23 protein-coding genes are annotated in these 22,908 nt (G+C 64.5%); 10 read left to right on the forward strand and 13 right to left on the reverse strand.

Features of this window, described 5'->3' with window-relative positions:
- Positions 1-158 precede the first annotated feature (158 nt).
- From RBS12_RS01935 to RBS12_RS01945, 3 genes are all read right to left on the reverse strand, one after another.
- Positions 159-2,630, reverse strand: a complete 2,472-nt coding sequence (locus tag RBS12_RS01935) for a hypothetical protein (protein WP_307964351.1) — start codon at positions 2,628-2,630, stop codon at positions 159-161.
- Between the two features lie 331 nt (positions 2,631-2,961).
- A complete protein-coding gene (locus RBS12_RS01940) occupies positions 2,962-3,573 on the reverse strand; it encodes a hypothetical protein (RefSeq protein WP_307964352.1) in 612 nt (203 codons plus the stop codon).
- 274 nt (positions 3,574-3,847) lie between these two features.
- Positions 3,848-5,449 (reverse strand): NAD(P)/FAD-dependent oxidoreductase, encoded by a 1,602-nt coding sequence (locus RBS12_RS01945; RefSeq protein WP_307964353.1) that lies wholly within the window; start codon positions 5,447-5,449, stop codon positions 3,848-3,850.
- A 144-nt stretch (positions 5,450-5,593) separates the two neighbouring features.
- Here RBS12_RS01945 and RBS12_RS01950 point away from each other — a divergent pair, with 144 nt between their 5' ends.
- The 4 genes from RBS12_RS01950 (at position 5,594) to RBS12_RS01965 (ending at position 9,169) form a co-directional block, all read left to right on the forward strand.
- Positions 5,594-6,226 (forward strand): TetR/AcrR family transcriptional regulator, encoded by a 633-nt coding sequence (locus RBS12_RS01950; RefSeq protein ID WP_307964354.1) that lies wholly within the window; start codon positions 5,594-5,596, stop codon positions 6,224-6,226.
- 298 nt (positions 6,227-6,524) lie between these two features.
- The gene (locus RBS12_RS01955; RefSeq protein WP_307964355.1) at positions 6,525-7,466 is read left to right on the forward strand and encodes an ABC transporter substrate-binding protein; all 942 of its coding nucleotides are present in this window, start codon (positions 6,525-6,527) and stop codon (positions 7,464-7,466) included.
- Positions 7,467-7,755: 289 nt separating this feature from the next.
- Positions 7,756-8,433, forward strand: a complete 678-nt coding sequence (locus tag RBS12_RS01960; RefSeq protein WP_307964356.1) for an alpha/beta fold hydrolase — start codon at positions 7,756-7,758, stop codon at positions 8,431-8,433.
- 133 nt (positions 8,434-8,566) lie between these two features.
- The gene (locus RBS12_RS01965; RefSeq protein ID WP_307964357.1) at positions 8,567-9,169 is read left to right on the forward strand and encodes a TetR/AcrR family transcriptional regulator; all 603 of its coding nucleotides are present in this window, start codon (positions 8,567-8,569) and stop codon (positions 9,167-9,169) included.
- On the opposite strand, the gene RBS12_RS01970 is transcribed toward RBS12_RS01965, so the two are convergent.
- The 4 genes from RBS12_RS01970 to RBS12_RS01985 all read right to left on the reverse strand — a co-directional run bounded on the left by RBS12_RS01970 (position 9,170) and on the right by RBS12_RS01985 (position 11,773).
- On the reverse strand, positions 9,170-10,399 hold the full coding sequence (locus RBS12_RS01970; protein WP_307964358.1) for an RNA polymerase sigma factor: 1,230 nt from the start codon (positions 10,397-10,399) through the stop codon (positions 9,170-9,172).
- Positions 10,392-10,739: a YciI family protein gene (locus RBS12_RS01975; RefSeq protein WP_307964359.1), complete on the reverse strand. Its 348-nt coding sequence runs from the start codon at positions 10,737-10,739 to the stop codon at positions 10,392-10,394. Before RBS12_RS01975 ends, RBS12_RS01970 begins: the two co-directional genes overlap by 8 nt.
- 94 nt (positions 10,740-10,833) lie before the next feature.
- Positions 10,834-11,310, reverse strand: a complete 477-nt coding sequence (locus tag RBS12_RS01980) for a VOC family protein (protein ID WP_307964360.1) — start codon at positions 11,308-11,310, stop codon at positions 10,834-10,836.
- Positions 11,311-11,395: 85 nt separating this feature from the next.
- Positions 11,396-11,773, reverse strand: coding sequence for a VOC family protein (locus tag RBS12_RS01985; protein ID WP_307964361.1), 378 nt, complete (start codon positions 11,771-11,773; stop codon positions 11,396-11,398).
- 154 nt (positions 11,774-11,927) lie between these two features.
- On the opposite strand from RBS12_RS01985, the gene RBS12_RS01990 reads away from it, so the two are divergent.
- Together RBS12_RS01990 and RBS12_RS01995 are read left to right on the forward strand one after the other, a co-directional pair.
- Positions 11,928-12,332 carry a DUF3054 domain-containing protein gene (locus tag RBS12_RS01990; protein ID WP_307964362.1) on the forward strand — a complete coding sequence of 135 codons (405 nt, stop codon included), beginning with the start codon at positions 11,928-11,930 and terminating at the stop codon, positions 12,330-12,332.
- 64 nt (positions 12,333-12,396) lie between these two features.
- On the forward strand, positions 12,397-12,675 hold the full coding sequence (locus RBS12_RS01995; protein WP_307964363.1) for an Lrp/AsnC ligand binding domain-containing protein: 279 nt from the start codon (positions 12,397-12,399) through the stop codon (positions 12,673-12,675).
- Positions 12,676-12,731: 56 nt separating this feature from the next.
- Here the strand turns inward: RBS12_RS01995 and trpD are convergent, their stop codons facing one another.
- The gene (gene trpD / locus RBS12_RS02000; protein WP_307964364.1) at positions 12,732-13,790 is read right to left on the reverse strand and encodes an anthranilate phosphoribosyltransferase; all 1,059 of its coding nucleotides are present in this window, start codon (positions 13,788-13,790) and stop codon (positions 12,732-12,734) included.
- A gap of 144 nt (positions 13,791-13,934) precedes the next feature.
- On the opposite strand from trpD, the gene RBS12_RS02005 reads away from it, so the two are divergent.
- From RBS12_RS02005 to RBS12_RS02020, 4 genes are all read left to right on the forward strand, one after another.
- Positions 13,935-14,573: a heme-copper oxidase subunit III gene (locus tag RBS12_RS02005; RefSeq protein ID WP_307964365.1), complete on the forward strand. Its 639-nt coding sequence runs from the start codon at positions 13,935-13,937 to the stop codon at positions 14,571-14,573.
- Between the two features lie 78 nt (positions 14,574-14,651).
- Entirely contained in the window at positions 14,652-15,437 is a 786-nt protein-coding gene (locus RBS12_RS02010; RefSeq protein WP_307964366.1) for a cytochrome c, read from the forward strand.
- Positions 15,438-15,534: 97 nt separating this feature from the next.
- Positions 15,535-16,590, forward strand: coding sequence for a Rieske 2Fe-2S domain-containing protein (locus RBS12_RS02015; RefSeq protein ID WP_307964367.1), 1,056 nt, complete (start codon positions 15,535-15,537; stop codon positions 16,588-16,590).
- Positions 16,587-18,254 (forward strand): ubiquinol-cytochrome c reductase cytochrome b subunit, encoded by a 1,668-nt coding sequence (locus RBS12_RS02020; RefSeq protein WP_307964368.1) that lies wholly within the window; start codon positions 16,587-16,589, stop codon positions 18,252-18,254. The genes RBS12_RS02015 and RBS12_RS02020 overlap by 4 nt, the downstream gene beginning before the upstream one ends.
- Positions 18,255-18,374: 120 nt before the next feature.
- Here the strand turns inward: RBS12_RS02020 and RBS12_RS02025 are convergent, their stop codons facing one another.
- The 5 genes from RBS12_RS02025 to RBS12_RS02045 form a co-directional block, all read right to left on the reverse strand.
- Positions 18,375-19,109: a GntR family transcriptional regulator gene (locus tag RBS12_RS02025; RefSeq protein ID WP_307964517.1), complete on the reverse strand. Its 735-nt coding sequence runs from the start codon at positions 19,107-19,109 to the stop codon at positions 18,375-18,377.
- Positions 19,110-19,310: 201 nt separating this feature from the next.
- A complete protein-coding gene (locus tag RBS12_RS02030) occupies positions 19,311-19,712 on the reverse strand; it encodes a cytochrome c oxidase subunit 4 (RefSeq protein ID WP_307964369.1) in 402 nt (133 codons plus the stop codon).
- On the reverse strand, positions 19,712-21,430 hold the full coding sequence (gene ctaD / locus RBS12_RS02035) for a cytochrome c oxidase subunit I (RefSeq protein ID WP_307964370.1): 1,719 nt from the start codon (positions 21,428-21,430) through the stop codon (positions 19,712-19,714). Before ctaD ends, RBS12_RS02030 begins: the two co-directional genes overlap by 1 nt.
- A 9-nt stretch (positions 21,431-21,439) precedes the next feature.
- Positions 21,440-22,297 (reverse strand): cytochrome c oxidase subunit II, encoded by an 858-nt coding sequence (gene coxB, locus RBS12_RS02040; RefSeq protein ID WP_307964371.1) that lies wholly within the window; start codon positions 22,295-22,297, stop codon positions 21,440-21,442.
- A gap of 211 nt (positions 22,298-22,508) precedes the next feature.
- Positions 22,509-22,874: an iron-sulfur cluster assembly accessory protein gene (locus tag RBS12_RS02045; RefSeq protein ID WP_307964372.1), complete on the reverse strand. Its 366-nt coding sequence runs from the start codon at positions 22,872-22,874 to the stop codon at positions 22,509-22,511.
- Between the last annotated feature and the right edge of the window lie 34 nt (positions 22,875-22,908).

Here is a 22,908-nt window from a genome sequence, read left to right on the forward strand (position 1 = left end):
CCGCGGCACGCACCGCCTGCAGCTTAGACTGCCGGGTCTTGATGGGCGACTGCAAGCAGCCGAGCAGCCGCGGCAGGCGCACCCGCCGTTCTTATCGTGCGTCCAACGCCGAACTTCCTCCCAGATGTCGAGCCCGCAACGGACCGTACTCCGGATGATCAGCGATGCTCCTCTTGGGAGGTCGGCTCTTCAGGGCTCGAGGGATCCTGACTCGGCGCATACCCCTGCTCCGAGCGCTTCTCGCGTGCGCGCACGGCTTTCTTGCGCGCGTTGTCGATGTCATTGCGGAGCCTTTGACCCTGGATGTTCCAGTCGAAGGAGAGCGCCGACGGATTCGCGAACCCGTCCCAGGCATCATCGAGGTAGTCGCAGAAGGCGTCGGCCCGGTCAAGGCGATCCTCAATCGGGCGAACGTCAAGTACAGCGGTACGCACGGCGGGATCCATGATCGGCGTGTCGACGATCATCGCGTCAATGTAGGAGAACGTCGCAACCATTTCGTGATGCATGTAGGCGCCAATGCTTGTAATTCGGTAGGGGCTTACATCGGACTCGCCCGGATGTGTGTCAAGAAGCCCTTTGGCGGTCGCGCGATCTAGGTGCCACCGCGTCTGATCTGGCTCGAATCCCCACTTCTGTGATTCAGCGAAGATTGAGTCGACCTCGATAAATCCCGCACGCTTTGTGGGATCCCCTTGAGCCTGAATGAAGGCGAGGAGCAGGGGCAATAGGAAGTGCTCGTGTTGATCTCCCTGGCTTATGTCGAAGAGATTCAAAATTCTGCTCGTCGACGGGTCGTAAAGATCGTTCTCACCGAGAATGATCGAGCGCATGAATTCGTGAACGGGGATCGTGTAGACCCCTCCCCGCTCGGCGACTTCCAGGATGCGCGCAGTCTCGACGTAGCCGCTACCGATGAAGCTTGATAAGTACTCAAGAGCTAAGCGTGTATTGCCACCGCTCATGTTCTCCAGTATTCCAATCAGGGTCTCGTTGGCGGTGAACCCTTCCTCGAGGGACTCCAGATACGCCTTCAAGTCGTGAGTATCGAGGCTCAAGTCGGTTCTGTCGTTCGCTGCCAGCAGTTGCTTGCGTGCAAAAGAGAGACGCCGCTTTACAATGCTGGAGATCCGAGCAGGGGCCACATGAAAGGCGCGAGGCTGGTACGCAGCGATCGATCCGCGAAGTTTTGATTCGAAGAAAGTTGTGGGGCGAAGCGACACGAAAATTGTAGCCGCAAGCGTGGAACTCATCGCTTGCGCTATCACGAACACTTCGTCTTGGAACTCGAGAGGGCGTTGGTCAATGTTGTCGAGGACGATCACCGACCGTCTCCGTGCTGTCGATTCGAGTTGCTGAAGCGAACGCTCGAGGTGCTTGCCGCGGTCTTCAATCAGCCGGGCCAGCTCCTGTATCTCGTGTCGCTGGAATTCGGCCGGATCCGATTCGGCCAGAGGACCGAAGATCCCTTTCTTGAACCTGTTCAGCTCGCGATTATAGACGGCTCGAACGAATCTATTCGCGTTGATGTCTATGCCATAGTTTGACTCTAGCTGGTCAGTGACGGAGTCGATGATATGTCTTCTCAGCTCGCTGTTCAGCGCGGGTTCGCGACCAAAGTCGACGTAGAAGACAAGGTGGTCTCGCAACTCTTCTGCAGCGTCGACGCGCAACAGGTGCCGGATGAACATAGTCTTGCCAACACCGACATCGCCCAAAAGGACCACAGGCTTGCTACTGATGACTCTTGAGACAAGGTCGCGCTTCAATGAAGGATTCAAGCCCTTTTTGTCTCGTACTGCTTCGCTTTGAACTCCAAGGACGTCCGGAAGATTGTCGTAGCGGGCTTTGATGATCTCTTTGCTCACGGATGCGTACTGCGAGAGCGTTCCACTGTTGTAGTAACAGTCACGAAGGAATTCATCTGAGACCTGCGCGTTGCCCTCGATGTCTTGAATGAAGACTGTGGACAAAAGCTTTAGGTCGGTTTCTCGCTCCGACCGCCGTCGGAACCCAGGGTAGTTCTTGATTGTCGAGGAGAGCTTCTGCGGAGGTTGGGATCCGGTGGAGCCCATCATCAACACTTGGTGCGCGGTGCGTTGCATGAGCGCGTTACGTGATAGCAGGTCCCAAAGCTTACGGAAGTTGTCGCGCATGTCCTCTAGGGACACGAAGACGATGGCCTCTCCTCTAGCGACCTCTTTGCCGTCATTTCGGGACGCCAAGAAGACGGCCAGCTGGGTTCCGTTTGCGATTCCTGCGAGCCCGATACCAAGCTGTTGGGCGTATTTCGTCACCTGGTCGATGGCGGCGCCTGCCATGGAGTCCTCGCGTAGCGTTGCCAATGCGACAGTGGGCCTTCCTGAGAGACCCGCGGGCAGCTTGAACGTGAGGCCCTCTCTCTTGGCCTCGATGACGAGCAGACGCGCGGGTGCCCCAACTATGTAATCTGCATACCCCGGATGCGCCGCGATCTCTGTCTCGATGCTCGCCCGTGGATGTCCGAGGCAATCGACCAGCAAGGGATCGACGAGTTGGAATCGAGTCGTGTCTTCGTTTCGTGCCGCTGGCGGGGAGCCTACCAGCTCTTGTAGCATCGCGAGCCCTGATTGATACGGATCCAACGTCACAGTCCAAATCATAGGTATGGCGCAGGGCCGAGTGAACTGATCGATGGCATGTCCGCAAGCGCGCCGAAGTAGCAGGGCCCGGGCGCCCCACTGAAGCTATTGGTGTCCCGACAATGTCAGTGTGGCGAGGTATTCGGCATGCGCGGCGGATGAGTCGGTGGCGTGGCGTTCGATGCGGAGAGTGCCTCGCGTGAACTTAAGGGACCAGTCACATCAAACGGAGCCCCATTCGGTGTTCGCCGATAATCTGCATTATGTCAAGTAACGGATGGCATGTTCACATCAGGTGCGAATACGAAAGCATTGACAGCTCCCCCAGTGAGCGCGCTGATCATCCTCGGTCGCGGAGGCCTGTCACGCGTATGGACTCAAGACGGGCCTCCGCCTCGTCGAATGCGCCACCGACAAGAACCTCACCGTCGTCCGAACACAGATAGAGCTCTATCGGATCAGCCAGATCAGTTCTGCCTGAGTCCAAATCCAGAGCCAGGACCTTGGCATCGATCCTCGTCACGTCCTCCTTCGCGGGGAACGCCCGCACTGATCTGACGGCCTTCCACGGCACCTCCCCTGCCAAAGTTGGCTGCCCCCGGAATCGCTCTCTGTAGATCCGGAGGCGATCCGCGGTGGCAACCAGCACGAATGGGAGGTATCCCGTGCGGTCGTATTGCCGCTGAGGCCACGACCGAAGCGGCGGAGCCATGAACCAAGCCCTGCCTGCCGGAAGAACCAGCGAACCGGGATACAAAGCGCGGATTCGCGCCATCTTCGAGGTGTTGGTCCGTTTGACGCCCTTCGCCAGGGCCCAGAGCATAAAGGGGAACAGGACCAGGAAGGCGATAGAGGCTACTTCTGGCGCATTCCACCCATCTCGCTCGATGTTGTGGATGAGCCGGTAGATCCAAGGACTCAAGAAGAAGTACATGGCAACGACAACCAGCACCCAACGCCCTATCGACTTCAACCCGCCCCTTCGTCCCAAGATCCTCAACAGCTGGCGCGATACTACGAGAAGCAGCCCTACCTGGTGCGAATACGCCGCTCCCCAATAGGAGAGGCCGGCACGGTGGCGCGCGGATCACGGCGCCTCTCGCGTGAGCGCGCACCCTCCGCTCCCCCAGCGTCCAACGTCGTCTCGTGGGCGTGGGCCTTCAGGATTCGCTGGCCCAGTGGCAAGCCGCGCTTATCGCCCAGCCGGCGCGGCCTGCCACCGAGCATCAGCGGTCGGCAGCCGTCTGACGTTGCGCCTCGAGAACGGCCATAGCAGCGTTGTGGCCTCCAATGCCGCTGACGCCCCCGCCTCGCTTCGCCCCAGACCCGCAGAGAAGGATTCGCTCGTGTTCAGTCGAAACCCCCCAGCGCTTGGCAGGGGTGCTGAGATCGGCGTCGTCCTCTGCGAACGGCCACGAGAGTGGCCCATGGAAAATGTTCCCGCCGGGCATGGCGATGGCGTCTTCGATGTCGAGGGTCGTCTTGGTTTCGATACAGGGGTTTCCGTCAGCATCGACCATGAGCACGTCCTCGATGGGTTCGGCCAGGACCGAGTTGAGCGATGCGATGACTGCCTGTTGCAGGTGCGAGCGCATTGCGTCATTGTTCTCGGCGGTCAGAAGGCGATCTGGCACATGGAGGCCAAAAACCGTGAGGGTGTGCACTCCTTCGGAAATCAGATCGGAGCCGAGGATCGAGGGGTCCGTGAGCGAGTGACAGTAGACCTCACACGGCAGCAGACTTGGAACTTCCCCACCAACGGCGTCGTCGTAGGCCCTCTTGAGCTGGCTGTAGGTCTCGTTGATGTGGAACGTTCCGCCGAAGGCCGCCTCGGGGGCGATCGAACTGTCGCGCAGCTTGGGAAGTCGCTTCAGGAGCAGGTTCACCTTGACCTGAGCGCCCTCTGGGCGCGCAGACCGATCTTCGGGTTTGCCGAGAAGCCTGTCAAGGACGTACGGGGCCACTCCGGACAGCACGTAGTTGCCGACGGCGGTCCGCTCTTCGCCGTCGACGATGAAGGTGACCGTGCCGTCGGGGTCGATCGAGATAACCTCGGCGCCCGTCAGAATTTCGGCGCCTGCGTTGAGGGCGGCGTCGGCCAGCTGACGCGTGACATGCCCCATGCCCCCGGCGGGGACATCCCAATCCCCCGTTCCTCCGCCGATGACGTGGTACAGGAAGCACCGGTTCTGGCGGAGACTCGTGTCTGAAGGGTCGGAGAAGGTCCCGATGAGAGCGTCGGTGGCGACCACTCCCCTCACGAGATCGCTCGAAAGCTTCGACTCGATGAACTCCGCGATGGGGCGCTCGAAGAGTGCCTCCCACAGGGCGTCGTCGCCGATGCGGGCTCGGACGCTGCTGCGGGTGGGCAGCGGTTCTGTGACCGTCGGCCAGAGCGCTTGGGCTACGCGAAGCAGGTCATCGTTGAGGTCGGCAAACGCCGCCGCATCGGCGGGAGCGCCGATCTGCTCGAATGATTTCCGCGTGGCATCGGGGTCGCCATTGTCGACGAGGAGCCCTCGGCCCTCAGGGTCGCCCGGGACCGGAGTGTAGGAGGCATAGCGCCGTCGTGCCAGTTTGACGTCTAGGCCGAGGTCTTCGATAACGGCCCTTGGCATCAGGCTGACCAAGTACGAGTACCGGGAAAGCCTTGCGTCGTGCCCCTTGAAGGCCAGCTTGCTGACGGCCGCGCCGCCCGTGGAGTCGAGACGTTCGAGTACGGTCACCGAGAGGCCGGCTCGCGCAAGGTACGCGGCGGCCGTGAGCCCGTTGTGGCCTCCGCCCACGACCACAGCGTCAAAGGTGGGAACCCGGGAGGTATCAGACATGTGCATGAGTCGCCTTCTGCTCGTCAGAATCACTGACTGACTAATCAGTCAGTTGTAGAATACAGGGGCAAGGGCAAGCTGTAAACGAGTCGGCTGCGATGGTCGTGGCCGCAAGACCAAGACCTGTGCGGATAGGATCAAACGGTGGCGAAAGACCGGACCCAGTTGCGTCGCGAAGAGATTCTCGAGGCCGCCGTCGAACAGTTCACCGCTCGCGGAATTGCTGGTACTCGGGCTGCCGACGTTGCGAAATCCCTGGGTGTCAGCAACGGGCTGATCTTCTACCACTTCGAAAGCAAGAATCAGCTCATCGCCGACGCTTTCGCGTTCGTCGTCGACCATGGGCTCCAAGCGCTGTGGAAGATCGTCGAGGACGACAGGCCGCCCTTGGAGCGAATGGGCCGGGCCCTGAGCCTTTACGGGCCGGACGAAGAAGCCACAGGGTGGCGGATCTGGCTTGACGCGTGGTCGGCTTCGCTCCGCAATGATTCCCTGCGCGAGACGATCGTCCGGTTGAACGATGCGTGGGAAGAGGCCTTCATGGCGCTCGTGCGCGACGGCGTGGAGTCCGGCGTGTTCAGCCTCACCGACCCGGAGCTGGCTGTCACCGCGATCATCGGAATCATGGATGGAACAGCGGTTCAGGCGGTCGTGCGTGGACAGACGGACCGGATGCGCAGCATTCGGCGCGCAGCTGCACGGGCGGTGACTGAAGTTTTGGGCTTGACGGAGACTGACAAGGCGCTCCTCCTTGAGTCGATGTCGCAGGCCAAGTAGGCCGTCGTCGCGTCGCGTTCCGTAATGAACGGACACAGATGGGCTCCAAACTGACTCATGAGTCAGTGTTGCCGACGTCACAGCCGGGCCTTTGGGGGTCGAGCTCAAGAATCTCTAATCCATCGCGCACCTGAGCCGCAGCACGAATAATCTGCGGCTGGGCGCTAGCTCGGAACTGAAGACCAAGCGGCCGGCCAACTGGAATGGGCGGCGAACGGGTCTTCGGCCCCACCAACAGGGCTGTCTGGCGTGTCGCGCCGCGGCGGACCGCGAACAAGAACTCAAGGCAAGGACAACGATGACCTTCTCCATGAAAATCGCTGCCAAGGGCGCAGCAATCCTGGCAGCCGGCGTACTCGCGCTGACCGCCTGCACCAATGCGTCCGAGGCGGGCGGCCCCAAGCCGAACAGTTCAGGTTCGGCCGGGGCCAGTTTCGACCCCAGCGCGGTCAAGAAGGATGAATCGCTTGCATCGCAGTTGCCGGACGCGCTCAAATCGAAGGGCACGCTCGTGGTCGGCTCTGATACGACGTATGCACCGGCCGAGTTCCTCGGTGGCGCGGACAACCACACCCCCATGGGCTACGACGTCGACCTCGTCAAGGCGATCGGCGCGACTCTGGGCCTCAAAGTCGACGTTCAGACCGCGGACTTCTCAGGGATCCTGTCCTCCCTCGGCCCGAAGTATGACCTGGGCATGAGCTCCTACACCGTCACCAAGGAGCGTTTGGGCGCGGTGAACTTCGTGAGCTACTTCAACGCAGGCACTGCGTGGGCCGTCCAGAAGGGGAACCCGAAGACGTTTTCCCTCGACGACGTGTGCGGGAAGTCGATCGGGGTGCAGACCGGAACCATTCAGGAGGACCCGGATCTCAAAGACCGCAACGCGAAGTGCCTCGCCGCAGGCAAGAAGTCGATCGATGTTGTCTCGCTCAAGGATCAGGCGGACGTGACGACGCGGCTCGTCAACGGCAGCTTGGACGCGATGGCCGCAGACTCACCGATTATCGGCTACGCGATCCAGCAGTCAAACGGTGCGCTCGAGAAGATCGGCGCGACGTATGACTCCGCTCCCGAGGGTATCGCGATCGCGAAGGGCGACACCGCCTTGGCCGATCTCATCCAGAAGGCGATGGCGAAGCTCATCGCTGACGGAACATACAGGAAAATCCTCGACACCTGGGGCACGGCCGACGGCGCGATCGCTAAGGCCGACGTCAATCCAGCCGTCTCTTCGTGAGCCTCGGGAGACCCGAGACTGTGATGCCACGACGGCGCCTGATAGTGTTCCTGTGACCGTGACGCCACGCGAGGAGGTGAGTCCCATGAACGCTGTCAGCACTGTGGGTGCTCCCCCGCTGTCATGGTTGGGCGACTGACATAGGTGTCGCTGGGAGCGCCTGAATTCACGGCACTCTCGAAAGGCACTAGCTATGCATCCTATTTTTTTCACCGCAGCGGCATCGTCGAACGGTGTCATTGAACGAGACTTCATGGTGGGCGAAGTCCCAGGTCTTCTGTGGTCGCCCGTGTCCAGCGTCAGTCACGCGCCCGTCGTCCTGATGGGCCACGGCGGTGGTCTTCACAAGAAGACGCCGGCGCTGGCGGCCCGAGCCCGTGACGTCGTCACCACGTGGGGCTTCCACGTCGTCGCGATCGACGCGCCGGGCCACGGGGACCGCGAGCGTTCCGCAGAGGACGATCGCGCCCGCGCCGATCTCCGGCAGGCTCACACGGCGGGCGACGCCGAGCGTTTCGAAATGGTCAGCGTCCGCTACACAGCCTCGCTGGCCGAAAGAGCCATTCACGAATGGCAGACGACCCTGGACGCGCTCCAAGAGCTGCCCGAGATCGGCACCGAAGCTCCTATCGGCTACGGCGGCGGCATATCGATGGGCACCGCGATCGGGATTCCTCTCACGGCCATCGAACCGCGGATTACCGCGGCCATTTTCGGCGGCGGATTCTTCGTGAACGAGGCTCTGATGGAGGCGGCGCGGCAGATCACCGTCCCGATCCAGTTCCTGCTTCCCTGGGACGACGAATACGTAGACCGGTATTCGTCTCTTGCACTGTTCGACGCCTTTGCCTCGAAGGAAAAGACGCTGCATGCCAACCCCGGAGATCACCGCAGCGTTCGCTGGATCGGGCTCGACAACGAATTCCTGGCCCGGCATCTCACCCGGGCCGCGACGGCGCCAGCTTGATCTGATCGGTATCGGCGTCCGGCTCCGCGCCGGACGCCGATACCGGCTCAGAGGGCGCTCAGTCTGGTCGACCGGACGGGAACCAGGGCGAAGACAGAACGTTCTGTCCACCGCCCGGCGCTATCATCTTGGCGTGAATGCGTCAGGCATAGCGCAGGAGGCACCTAACATTCCGGGTGGCCCGCGCGAGAGGATCCTCGCGACGTCGTATGAATTGTTCGCGCGGCGCGGCATCAGAGACGTCGGCGTCGACGAGCTCATTGCCCGCTCGGGTGTTGCCAAGGCGACCTTCTACAAGTACTTCCACTCGAAGGACGAGCTCGCGCTCGCCTACCTCGAACGCTGGTACGAGGCGCGCGGCGCGGCCATCGACAAAGCCGTCGAGCGTCGGGGCGGGGGCGACGCTGCGGCCCTGCTCGCCATCTTCGACGTCTTCAACGAGTGGTTCCAGGAGGACGCCGCCGAGGTCAGCTCGTTCCTTCACGTCATGATGGAAATGGGCCCCGACCATCCGGTTGGCCGCGCAAGCGTCGAGTACCTGAGCCGGACCCGCGCCCAGCTCGCCGAGCTCGCGACCGCTGCGGGACTCCTCCGACCCGAGGATTTCGCGTGGTCGTGCCACATCCTCATCAAGGGCGCCATCGTGGCCGCCGCAGAGGGCGACCTGCACGCGGCCGAGCGCGCGCAGCAGATGGCGTCGCTGCTCATCGAACACCACCGCGGGCCGAAGCACTGATCAAGGGGCGCCGCGCAGGCCGTTGCGACGCTGCTCGAGCCACTTGCGCTCACCCTCCCCCGGCGCGAGCCTCGCCGCCTCCTCATACTCGTCGGCGGCTTCGGCGAAGCGTGCGAGCCGACGCAGCAGGTCCGCGCGAACCGCATGGAACACGTGATAGCCGGAGAGGCTGAGGTCGTCCACAATGTGGAGCGCCGCAGCTGGACCTTCGACTTCGCCGACGGCGACGGCGCGGTTGAGCTCGACAACGGGCCCCGGAGCTAGCGTTGCGAGCAGATCGTAGAGGCGTACGATCTTCGACCAGTCTGTCTTCGCGGCGGTGCGCGCCGAACTGTGCACCGCCTGGATCGCCGCCTGGACCTGATAGGGCCCCGGACTGCCACGCCGGAGGCTCCGGCGCACGAGGTCGAGGCCTTCGTCGACGAGCTCGGCGTCCCAGCGCGAGCGATCCTGTTCGCCGAGCGGCACGAGGAAGCCGTCTGGGCCTGATCGTGCGGCCCGACGCGATTCCGACAGCAGCATGAGGGCGAGCAGCCCGTCCACCTCTGGCTCGGCCGGCATGAGCCGCGAGAGCGTGCGTGCGAGGCGGACCGCCTCGGCACACAGGTCCGAGCGTTCGCTCGGGGCCCCGAGCCCGGCCGAGTATCCCTCGTTGTAGACGAGGTAGATCACCGCGAGCACGCCAGCGAGGCGCTCGGGAAGTTCGGTGGCGGACGGTACCCGGTACGGTATTCCTGCATCGCGGATCTTGGCCTTCGCGCGGGATATCCGCTGGCCCATCGTCGCCTCGGGAACAAGGAAAGCCGCGGCGATCTGGGCCGTCGTCAGTCCTCCCAGCACGCGAAGCGCCAGGGCGACGCGTGCCGGCATGGCGAGCGCGGGGTGGCAGCACACGAAGAGGAGCTTGAGGCGGTCGTCCCCGAACGACTCGGGCTCGGGCTCGGCGTCCCACCGCGCGAGGGCGGCCTGCGCCTCCTTCTCCCCGCGTGCTGCTTCCCGCCTGAAGCGGTCGACGGCGCGACGGCGTGCCGTCGTGATGATCCACGCGCCGGGCTGCTCGGGCGTGCCGTCGGTCGGCCACCGCTCGGCCGCCGTCGCGAAGGCCTCCTGGACCGCCTCCTCAGCAAGCCCGAGGTCGCGCGTGGTCCTCAGGACGACCGACACCGCGCGGCCGTACTCCTCTCGGAACACGGCCGTGACGGCGTCGGTCTCGGGCACGGGATCAGCCACCCGAGGCGAAGGCCCGCACCTCGATCGGCAGGCCCGTGATTGCGGCGAGGCGCCTCCCCCAGGAGAGGGCCGCGTCGAGGTCGGGGGCCTCGATGATCTCGAACCCCCCGAGGTGCTCCTTCCCCTCGAGATACGGCCCGTCCGTGACGAGCACCTCCCCCTCTCCACGCCGGAGGACTGTTGCGGACGAGGGGTCCGTGAGCCCGTTGCTGAAGACCCAGGCGTCCGCAGCGCGCAGGTCGGCATTGAATTCTTCGATCTTCGCCATGATCGGCCCGAGGACTTCGGGCGGTGGCACCACGCCGTCGGGCTGGTACATGGCAATGAGGTACTGCGTCATGGCTTTTCGCCTTCCTTGTCGATGAGGCCCGGAATGGCTCTCACCTACTGGACGATCGGGCAGCCCCCTTTTCGACATCGGGCCGCGCTGAATCTCAGGAGCCGTCCGCGGCGGCCTCAAGGTCTGCAATGACGATCTTTCGCATCGCGAGCATCGCCGCCATCGCGCGCTGGGCGCGTTCGGGCTCGGGATCCTTGAGGAGCTCGGTGAGACGCGTCGGAATGATCTGCCAGGAGAAGCCGAAGCGGTCCTTGAGCCATCCGCACTGGCTTTCCTGGCCACCGTCGGCCGTGAGCGCGTTCCAATAGTGGTCAACCTCGGCCTGGTTGGCGCAGAACACCTGCATCGACACCGCCTCGTTGAACGTGAACTCTGGGCCTCCGTTGAGCGCGAGGAAAGGCTTGCCGTCGAGTTCGAACTCCGCGGTGATCGCGGTCCCTGCCGGCCGCGGGCCCGCCTCTCCGTAGTAATCGACGTTGGTGACCTTCGAATTCGGGAACACTGAGACGTAGAAGTTCGCGGCCTCTTCGGCCTGCGTGTCAAACCAGAGACAGGGGACGATATCCGGCATGGGTTCTCCTGGTGGGCTGGGTGTGCTGGACCCCTCGGATTCTGCCGCGTGTGCTCGACGGAGTGAAGGGCTCGCGCCGCCCAACTCATGCCGAAGGGATCGGGAGCCAGCTCACGAGTCCGACAGTGTTCCCCTCGGAGTCCTCGATGAAACCCATCCATTCCTCGGTCCCCGCCGGCCCGAGGGTGCTGTCGAGATGACGGAAGATCGCCGCGGGCTCTCCTACGACGCGCACTCCGCTCTCGGCGAGTTCTCTGACCGTCGCGACGACATCAGGCACCGAGAGATAGACGAGTGCCCCGGGAGCCCCGGTCTCGAGAAGAAGACGGACCGCGCCGAGCCGGAAGAAGACGAGCCCGGGAGGATCGAATCGTCCCGTCGGCGGCACGCCGAGAAGCCGTTCGTAGAACGCCGCCGCGCGGTCGAGGTCGACGACCCCCTGCGCAACCTGCACGATTTCCATGTCTCACCTCGCTGCTCGCTTTCGTCCCGGGAGCCTACGACGACGGCGCGGCCCGGCGGAAGCTGCCACGCCGCAGAGGCTGCGGTCCGTCCGGCGGCTCGGACAGGATCACGACGACCGGCCATGGCGCCCAAGGACCGCGTACTCTGGTGCCATGCCCACCAACGCAACCCCGGACGTTGTTCGCGCCCGCGCCGCCCGAACTGCCGTTCTCGCCTTCGCTGGGGACGCCGTCGTCGTCCTGTGGTTTGCCGCGACCGGCCGAGGGTTCCACAACGAGACGAATCCCGTTCTCGGGGTGCTCGCGACGGCGTGGCCCTTCCTGATCGGCCTTGCGCTGGCCTGGCTGCTCCCGCTCGTCCGCCGTCGGCCGCTCGCGGTGTGGCCGGCAGGGCCGGTCGTGTGGCTCGGCACCTACGTGGTCGGCATGGTGCTGCGCGGGGTGACCGGGGCGGGCCTCGCTGTGCCCTTCCTCGTGGTGGCACTGTGCGTCCTCGGCGCGGCGCTCGTGGGCTGGCGCGCCCTCGTGCTGCTCATCCGCCGCTGGGTCCGCAGATAGCCTGCCCCGGCGCGCTCCGCTATAGGGTTGGGGCAGCAGCACTCATCCACTCGATCGGAGGGCCATGATCACGGCATTCGTCTTCATCCAAACGGAATCGGACAAGATCCCCGAGGCCGCCGAGAAGATCTCGGCGATCCCCGGCATCAGCGAGGTGTACTCGGTTACGGGCGAGTGGGACCTCATCGCAATCGCCCGTGTCCGCCAGCACGAGGACCTGGCCGACGTCGTGGCCGACCACCTTTCGAAGGTCGACGGCGTCGTCGAGACCACCACGCACATCGCCTTCAGGTCCTACTCCCGCCACGACCTCGAGGCCGCGTTCTCGATCGGCCTCGAATAGGCATTCGGACGCGAAAAGGGGCCGTACCGCGGTACGGCCCCTTTTCGCGTCCGGGATCAGGACCGGGTGAAGCTGACCCACGTGTCGAGGGCGCGGGCCGCGGCGCCCGAATCGATCGAGACCTCGGCGCGGAGCTTGGCTGCGGCCAGGCGGTCGACGAGCGGAGCGTCCGCCGCACCGTCAAACGCCACGAGCCCCGCCGCTGCATTGAGGACGACGGCGTCGCGCACGGGTCCGCGATCTCCCGCCAGGACCCTTCGCACCACTTCGGCGTTGTGCCGGGCATCGCCGCCGCGGAGGTCGTCGAGCGTGGCCCGTGGGATGCCGAGATCTGCGGGGTCGAGCACCGACTCGCTCACGGCGCCGTCTCGAACCTCCCACACGCGCGACGTCGTCGTCACGGTGAGCTCGTCGAGCCCATCGTCGCCCCGGAACACGAGCCCGCGGCTCCCCCGGCCAGCCAGCACACCGGCGATCACCGGTGCAAGGCGCAGATCCGAGGATCCGACCGCGGACGCCTGCACGTGGGCAGGATTCGTGAGCGGGCCGAGGACGTTGAACGCCGTCGGAATCCCGAGCTCCTTGCGGGGGCCGGAGGCATGGCGGAACGACGGGTGGAACACCTGGGCGAAGCAGAACGTGATGCCGCATTTCTCCGCCGATGCCGCGACCTCCTCGACGTTCAGATCGAGGCGCACCCCCAGCACCTCGAGGACGTCGGCGGCGCCCGACGACGACGACGCCCCCCGATTGCCGTGCTTGACGACCTTGGCGCCAGCGCCGGCGAGGACGAGCGCCGCCGTCGTCGAGATGTTGACCGTGTTCTGCATATCGCCGCCCGTGCCGACGATGTCGAGCATTTCGCCGCGTACGCTGATCGGCGTCGCGCGCTTGACCATCGTGTCGACGAGGCCCGTGAGTTCGCCTACCGTCTCACCCTTGGCCCGGAGGCCGACGAGGAACCCGGCAATCTGGGCGTCGGTCGCGTCCCCGGCCATGATCACGTCCATCGCCCACGCCGTCTGCTCCTGCGTGAGGTCTTCGCGCTTGACGAGGGCTCCGAGGAGCGCGCGCCAGCTGTAGGCAGAGCTGATTCCGGGTTCCTGTGTGGTCACCCCCTGATGCTATAGGAGGCGTGACGACGGGCGAACGGATGACGTCGGCCACGGTTCCGCGGAATTTCGAGGGTTTGTAGAAAAAGTTCCCCGAACATGCGGTTCGCGTTGGGCGAACCCGCCGTTTGCAGACATAATGTCCTTGTGACGACAGCGACTCATGCCCCGACAACCACGGCACATCCCACGCTGAACCGCCCCAACATGGTCTCCGTCGGGACCGTGGTGTGGCTCTCGAGCGAGCTGATGTTCTTCGCCGGACTCTTCGCGATGTACTTCTCCCTCCGCGCGGCTTCCGCGGATCTGTGGGGCATGGAGACCGCCAAGCTCAACTTCCCGTTCGCGCTGGTGAACACGATCGTCCTCGTGGCGAGCTCGTTCACGTGCCAGATGGGCGTGTTCGCGGCAGAGCGTCTTCAGCCGCGACGGGGCGGCGGCGCCTTCGACTTCCTGCGCTGGGGCATGGTCGAGTGGTTCGTGCTGACCTTCCTCATGGGTTCCTTCTTCGTTGCCGGGCAGGCCACCGAGTACACGATGCTCACCGCCGAGCACGTCACGCTCGATGCGAACGCCTACGGCTCTGCCTTCTTCATGACGACCGGCTTCCACGGCCTCCACGTCATCGGCGGCCTCGTTGCCTTCCTCTTCATCATCGGGCGGGCGTTCGCTGCCAAGCGCTTCGGCCACTACGAAGCCACGGCGGCCATCGTCACCTCGTACTACTGGCACTTCGTCGACGTCGTGTGGATCGGGCTCTTCCTGGTCATCTACGTCCTCAGGTAACCACCTGCCACGGCGGCAGGCAGAAGAACTTTTGGAACGCGCCCCAGGGCAGCGGCACAGATGGATAGGAACGATTACGTGAAGGCACTCTCGCAGAAGCGGCGGCACCCGCTGGCAGTCATCGCGCTGCTGGTCATGGGCCTGCTGCTGACTGGCGTCCTCTACTCAGTGGCCAGCACGGCCAATCAGGCCAAGGCCGACACAGGGTTCTCGGCAACGGACGTGAGTGAGGGCCAGAAGCTGTTCGTGGCCAACTGCGCCACGTGCCACGGCATGAACGGCCAGGGCTCGGCCTCGGGACCGTCGCTCGTGGGCGTGGGCGCCGCGGCCGTCGACTTCCAGGTCGGCACGGGCCGCATGCCGATGCAGATGCAGGGACCGCAGGCTTACCGCAAGCCGCCGCAGTTCAACGCAGACCAGACTCGTCAGCTCGCGGCCTTCGTCGCAACGCTCGGCGCGGGTCCTTCCCTCCCTGACGAGGCCATGCTCGACGGCAAGGGCGACGCGACGCACGGCGGCGAGCTGTTCCGCGTCAACTGCGCCATGTGCCACAACGCGGCCGCGGCCGGCGGTGCGCTCACGCGAGGCAAGTTCGCGCCGTCTCTCGCAGGCGTCGAGGCCAAGCACATCTACGAGGCCATGGAGACCGGGCCGCAGAACATGCCGGTGTTCAGCGACGCGAACATCTCCCCCGAGGGCAAGCGCGACATCGTGACGTTCCTCAAGACCATCGAGTCGCAGGGCTCCCCGGGCGGTGCCGACCTCGGCTCGCTCGGGCCGGTCTCGGAGGGCCTGTTCATGTGGGTTGCAGGTCTTGGCGTGATCATCGCGTTCACGATCTGGCTCACGTCACGCACCTCCTGACGGTTCAGGAGAGACACGAAGTTTACGCCGCCCACGCGGCACTGATTTTGAAGAGCGACCCCGGGTTGGCCGGGGCCAAGGAAGGATGAGGGGAAACATGGGCAACCCTAGTGACGGCGCCCTACAGCAAGGGGGCACCGTAGCTACGGCTGATCAGGCCGGGGGGCGGTTCGAGGATCCGGGTATCCCGCCGCACCGCCTGCGTCTGGCCGATACCGACCCCAAGGCCGCCAAGCGAGCGGAGCGCCAAGTCACGGCTCTGTTCGTCATCTCGGTGGTCGGCACCGTGGTGTTCTTGGTCTCCTACTTCGCGATCGAACTCGGGAAAGACTCGAGCATCGACACGATTCGGACACAGAACATCCTGCTCGGTCTCAGCACGGCGTTCGCCATGCTTGGCATCGGGACGGGCATCGTCCACTGGGCGAAGGCGCTCATGCCGGACCACGAGGTCTCGGAGGCTCGCCACGCCGTGCGCAGCGAAGACGACCGCGCGGCCGCCGTGAAGATCGTGGACGACATCATCGAGGAGACGGGCATCAAGCGCCGCCCGCTGATCCGGAACACGCTCATCGGCGCGCTCGCGCTGGCTCCGCTGCCCGCCCTCGCCGTCTTCGGCGACCTCGGGCCCAACGCCAACGACAAGCTCCGCCACACGATGTGGGCGCCGAATGCGCAGACCGGCAAGAAGGTCCGCCTCACGCGCGACCCTGACGGCACGCCCATCAAGGCATCCGACGTGACGATCGGCTCGGCATTCCATGTCATTCCGGAAGGTCTCAACGACCTCAAGGAAGGCAAGCTGAACGCGAAGGCCAAGGCGGTCGTCCTTCTCATGCGTCTCAACCCCGACGATCTGCACATCACCCCGGGGCGTGAGAGCTGGAGCTACAACGGCATCGTCGCCTACTCGAAGATCTGCACCCACGTCGGCTGCCCCGTGGCCCTCTACGAGCAGCAGACCCACCACCTCCTGTGCCCGTGCCACCAGTCGACTTTCGACCTCACGCACGAGTGCCAGGTCATCTTCGGCCCGGCGAGCCGCCCGCTCCCCCAGCTGCCGATCGAAGTCGATTCCGACGGTTACCTTGTCGCGACCTCCGACTTCCACGAACCTGTTGGACCGAGCTACTGGGAGCGTGAGTACTCGTGAGCAACGCTGCGCCTACTTACCAGCCGCCGACCAAGGTCGGCCGCATCGCGGACTTCGTCGACCAGCGGACCGGGCTCTCGGCCGTCACCCGCGAGTTCGGACGCAAGGTCTTCCCGGACCACTGGTCGTTCATGTTCGGCGAAGTCGCGCTGTACTCCTTCGTCATCCTCCTGCTGTCGGGGACGTTCCTCACGTTCTTCTTCGACCCGTCGATGGCGGAGACCCACTACAACGGCGCCTTCGTTCCGATGCGCGGCATGGAGATGTCCGTCGCCTACCAGTCGTCGCTGCACATCTCCTTCGAGGTCCGCGGTGGCCTGTTCATGCGCCAGCTGCACCACTGGGCCGCGCTGCTCTTCGTGGCGTCCATGTCGGTGCACATGCTGCGCGTGTTCTTCACGGGCGCGTTCCGCAAGCCGCGTGAGATCAACTGGGTCATCGGCGGCGTCCTGCTCATCATGGGCATGGCGGAAGGCTTCACGGGCTACTCGCTCCCGGACGACCTGCTTTCCGGCAACGGCCTCCGCATCATCGACGGCGTGATCAAGTCGATCCCTGTGATCGGCACGTGGATCTCGTTCTTCCTCTTCGGCGGAGAGTTCCCCGGTTCGGCGATCATCGGCCGCCTGTACGTGCTGCACATCCTGCTCATCCCGGCCCTGATCCTCGGTCTCGTGGCGCTGCACCTGATCTTCGTGGTCGTGCACAAGCACACGCAGTACCCCGGCCCGGGTCGCAACGACCGCAACGTGGTGGGCTACCCGCTCGGCCCGGTGTACGCGGCGAAGGCCGGCGGGTTCTTCTTCATCGTGTTCGGCGTTCTCGCGGCCATCGCCGCGATGTTCACCATCAACCCGATCTGGAACTACGGGCCGTATGACCCCTCCCCCGTGTCCGCAGGCACGCAGCCTGACTGGTACATCGGATGGGTCGACGGTGCGCTTCGCCTCATGCCCGGTGTCATCGGCGACGTCGAAGGCTACCGCCAGCACTTCGAGTTCCTGATCTTCGGCCAGACGCTCACGCTCAACGTGCTTCTCCCGGCTCTCGTCCCCGCGGGCATCGTCTTCACCGTTCTCTTCACGTACCCGTGGATTGAGCGGTGGATTACGAAGGACAACCGTGAACACCACGTCCTGGACCGTCCGCGCAACGCTCCGACCCGCACGGCGATCGGCATGGCCGGATTCACGTTCTACTGCGTGATGTGGGCCGCGGCGGCCTCCGACCTGATCGCGACCCACTTCCACGTGGCGCTCAACGACGTGACGTACTGGCTGCGGGCCCTGTTCTTCCTCGGCCCGATCCTCGCGTTCACGGTGACGAAGCGCATTGCGCTGGGCCTCCAGCGGAAGGACCGTGAAATCGCCCTGCACGGCCGGGAGACGGGCCGCATCGTCCGCCTTCCCCACGGCGAGTTCATCGAGGTCCACGCACCGCTCAGCGCCTACAAGCGCTACCGGCTCGTGTCGTTCGAGTCGCCCGAGGTGCTTCCGGCGCAGCCGAATGCCAAGGGTGTCGTGGACCGCAAAGAGCGTCGCCGCGCTGCGCTCTCGAAGTGGTTCTTCGAGGATCGCGTGGCTCCGGTCAGCCCCGCCGAGCTCGAAGCGGCGCATGCCCATGGCCACCACGAGGCCATCGAGTCGGCGCCCTCGGGTCACTGATCCAGGCAGCATAGGAAGGCCCCGCAGCGACACGCTGCGGGGCCTTCCTGCTTTCTTGCGCCTCGGTGGGTGCGCCGACCAGAGCGGAGGCAGGCCTGAGAGGCCGCGGACGCCTCTCCCCTAGCCCGTGAACCGCTGGGTCGAGTACGAACGCGGTGCGCGCACTCCGGGCCGCTGAAGGGGCACCCAGAGCTTGTAGCGATCGGCCCTGTAGTAGGACACCGAGTAGTCGACCATAGCCTTCGCGACGTACGCATGGCGCTGGATCTTGAGAAGAGGCGAGCCCATGTCCACCTTGAGGAGCCGCGCGATCGACGGCGACGCCGCGGTCGCCTCGATCATGTCCTCTCCCCATTCCATGACAAGGCCGTACCGCTCGCTCAGAACCTGATAGAGGGATGCTGGCGGGGGTCCGTCGGCGAATCCGGGGACGCGGTGCGCCAGGATGTAGTTCTCGTCGACGCTCATGGGCTCCTCATCAGCGAGGAGGAGGCGACGGAAACGCACGACGGGCGTGCCCTCGTCAACCTGAAGCTCGCGCGCGAGATGCGCTGAGGCGCCGATCTGCTCGAAGCTGAGGACCTTGGCGTCGGGGACCATCCCTCGTCGCTGCATCTCTTCGCTGTACGACGTGAGCTTCATCTGGAGGTCGAGCTTCGGCCGGCTCACGAAGGTTCCAAGGCCCACGATGCGGTCGAGGACGCCTTCGGCGACGAGCGAGTCGATGGCCTGGCGCACGGTCATCCGTGCGAGGCCGAACCGCTGGGCGAGCTCGCGTTCAGAGGGCAGGGCTGAGCCCGGAGATAGCTTGGTCTGGATGTGTTCTCGCAGGAGTTCGCGGAGCTGCACGTACATGGCAGTCTTCGAGGACCTGTCGAGCTTTCCGACGATGTTGTCGGCGTCCACCCGGCTCCTTCCAGATCGCTCATGCCGTTCTTAATGAAGGCTACACGCATATCTCGGACGGGTGGCTGGGCTCCATGGGCACACGGTACGGAAAAGCGCAGGGGCCCGGCATCTGTGCTGATGCCGGGCCCCTGCGCGCGGGTGATTCCGTCAGTGTGCGTGGTCCCCACGGCTGTACTCGAAGACCCAGCCGACGAGCGCGACGATGCCGATGCCGGCACCGATGAAGAAGATCCACCAGCCGACCGCAATGCCAAGGACGCCAATGGCCGCCGCCGCGCCCAGGATGAGCGGCCACCAGCTCCAAGGGCTGAAGTGCCCCTGCTCGCCTGCGCCCTCGTGGATCTCGGCGTCGTCCCGGTCCTCCGGGCGCGTGCCGACGCGGCGCGCCGTCACACCGAGGTAGGAGCCGATCATGCCGGCGAGACCACCGACAAGCAGCATGCCCATGATGCCGACCCACTCGTGCCAATTGGTGAGGAAGCCGTAGACAATCGCAACAGGAACGAAGAAGAAGACGCCCGTTCCGAAGAGCCAGGATTCGATTTTCACTAGTGCGTGTCCTTCCGGTCTGCCGCAATGGCCGCGGCGGTCTGGGCGTGCTGCACGGCACCGACCGACGAGAGCTCAGGGTGGTGCAGGTCGAGCGCCGGGCGCTCCGAACGGATGCGCGGGAGCGACGTGAAGTTGTGGCGCGGCGGCGGGCACGACGTGGCCCACTCGAGCGAGGCGCCAAAGCCCCACGGGTCGTCGACGGTGACCCGCTTGCCGCTGCGAGCCGTGATGTACACGTTCCAGAGGAACGGGATGAGCGACGCCCCGAGCACGAAGGAGGAGATCGTCGAGAACTGGTTCATCCACGTGAACCCGTCCTGCGGCAGGTAGTCCGCGTAGCGGCGCGGCATGCCGAGCACGCCGAGCCAGTGCTGGATGAGGAACGTGCCGTGGAAGCCAATGAGCAGGAGCCAGAAGTGGATCTTGCCGAGGCGCTCGTTGAGCATCTTTCCGGTCCACTTCGGCCACCAGAAGTAGAACCCGGCGAACATCGCGAAAACGACGGTGCCGAACACGACGTAGTGGAAGTGGGCCACGACGAAGTAGGAGTCCGAGAGGTGGAAGTCGAGCGGCGGCGACGAGAGGATGATCCCGGTCAGGCCGCCGAAGAGGAACGTGATGAGGAAGCCGAGGCTCCACAGCATCGGGGTCTCGAAGGTGATCGAGCCGCGCCACATCGTGCCGATCCAGTTGAAGAACTTCACGCCCGTCGGAACGGCGATGAGCATCGTCATGAACGAGAAGAACGGGAGAAGCACGGCGCCCGTCACGTACATGTGGTGCGCCCACACCGTCACCGATAGGGCCGCGATCGAGATGGTTGCGTAGACGAGGCCCTTGTAGCCGAAGATCGGCTTGCGGCTGAAGACCGGGAAGATCTCGGACACGATGCCGAAGAACGGCAGGGCGATGATGTACACCTCGGGGTGGCCGAAGAACCAGAAGAGGTGCTGCCAGAGCACGGCTCCGCCGTTCTCTGGATCGAAGATGTGGGCGCCGAATCGACGGTCGGCACCGAGGCCGAACAGCGCGGCCGCGAGCGGCGGGAACGCCATGAGCACGAGGATCGCCGTGATGAGGGTGTTCCACGTGAAGATCGGCATGCGCCACATCGTCATGCCCGGAGCCCGCATGCAGATGATCGTCGTGATGAAGTTGACGGCGCCGAGGATGGTGCCGAAGCCCGAGAGGCCGAGGCCGAAGACCCACAGGTCACCGCCCACGCCCGGTGTGAAGGTCGTGTTCGAGAGTGGGGCGTACGCGAACCAGCCGAACGAAGCTGCACCCTGAGGGGTGATGAAGCCGGCGGTTGCGATCGTCGAGCCGAAGAGGAAGAACCAGAACGCGAGGGCGTTGAGGCGCGGGAACGCGACGTCGGGGGCACCGATCTGCAGCGGCATGATCACGTTCGCGAAGCCCGCGAAGAGCGGGGTCGCGAACATGAGGAGCATGATCGTGCCGTGCATCGTGAAGAGCTGGTTGTACTGCTCCTTCGTCTGAAGGATCTGCATGCCCGGCTCGAACAGCTCGGCGCGGATGAGCAGCGCCATGATGCCGCCGAGGCAGAAGAAGATGAACGAAGCGATGAGGTACATGTACCCGATCGTCTTGTGGTCAGTGGACGTGATCCAGTTGACGACGATGCGCCCCTTGGACCTCGGCACAACCGGTGCGTTGAGCGCCCCGGCCGAAGGCGACTGTGTATAGGTAGCCACGATGTTCCCTTACTTCTTGTTCAGATCCGGGTTGCGGTCGTACGTCGTGTCGAGCAGACCCTTGGGCAGACCGGCGAGATGTGCCTGGAACTCTGCCTCCGAGACCACCTTGACGCGGAACAGCATCTCCGAGTGGTATTCACCGCACAGCTCGGCGCACTTGCCGTCGTACGTGCCTTCCTTCTGCGGGGTGAAGTAGATCTCATTCGGGTGGCCCGGAATCATGTCCCGCTTCTGGAGGAACGCGGGGATCCAGAACGAGTGGATGACGTCGCGCGAGGTCAGCTGGATCGTGACGGTCTTGTTGACCGGAAGGTACAGCGTCGGAAGCTTGGTGAGGTCGATCTGCGTGCCGTTGAGGTGGGCCTGGGTTCCGGCCTCGTAGACGTTCCCCTGGACGATGCCGCCCTGCTTGTAGTTGAAGTCCCACGACCACTGCTTGCCGACGACGTTGATCGTCACGTCGGGGTTGGCGTTCGGGGTGTCGATCGCGCGCTGGTCGCGGTCGGTGAAGTAGAAGAGGACGATCACGAGGAAGAGCGGGATCGCCGTGTAGAAAATCTCGAGCGGGAGGTTGTAGCTCGTCTGGCGGGGGAAGCCCGTGGTCCCCTTGCGGCGCCGGTAGGCAACGAGGCACCACAGGATGAGGCCCCATGTGACGGCGCCGACGATGAGCGCCGCGATCCACGAATTGACCCAGAGGTCAGTGATCATCGCCGTGTTGCTAGTCGTGTCCTTCGACCCCGGCAGCCAGCCATTCTGTACTTGGGATGTACATCCAGACAGTGCTAGCGCTCCGGCCGCGGCGACTGAGGCTACCGCGAGGATCCGAGTGCGCTGGCTGCTGGTTCGGTTCTGCGACCTCACAGACGGCCCTTCCTCTTGATGCTTCGGTCGGGGCCTCGCTCCCCCGCGGAAAGACCCGCAGAACTGCCCCGACGGCATAGTTTTACTACTCGGTGTAGAGCTTACAGCCATCCCGAAGGAATCGCCCACATGTCGGTGATGCACGTCGGCCGTGCCTCGAACACCCGTAAATGCCGGGGTCGAGGCACGGCCGATGAGAGGCGCGCGCTCGTCAGTGGAACGAATCCCCGCACGCGCACGAACCCTGCGCGTTCGGGTTGTCGATCGTGAAGCCCTGCTTCGAGATCGTGTCTTCGAAATCGATCGTGGCGCCCGCCAGATACGGGACGCTCATCTTGTCGACGACAACCTCGACGCCGTCGAAATCGCGCAGCGCGTCGCCGTCGAGAAGCCGTTCGTCGAAGTACAGCTGGTAGATGAGGCCCGAGCAGCCGCCCGGCTGCACAGCGACGCGGAGGCGCAGATCCGTGCGCCCCTCCTGCTCGAGGAGGCTGCGGACCTTGCCAGCGGCAACCTCGGTGAGCGTCACCTCGTGGGAGCCGATGGCCTCGATGGATTCGTTCGTTGCGGTGCTCATTCCTTACCTTCCCTCTGCGGTCCGTGCCGCTGAG

Source organism: Sinomonas sp. ASV322, from assembly GCF_030908245.1.
GTDB lineage: Bacteria > Actinomycetota > Actinomycetes > Actinomycetales > Micrococcaceae > Sinomonas.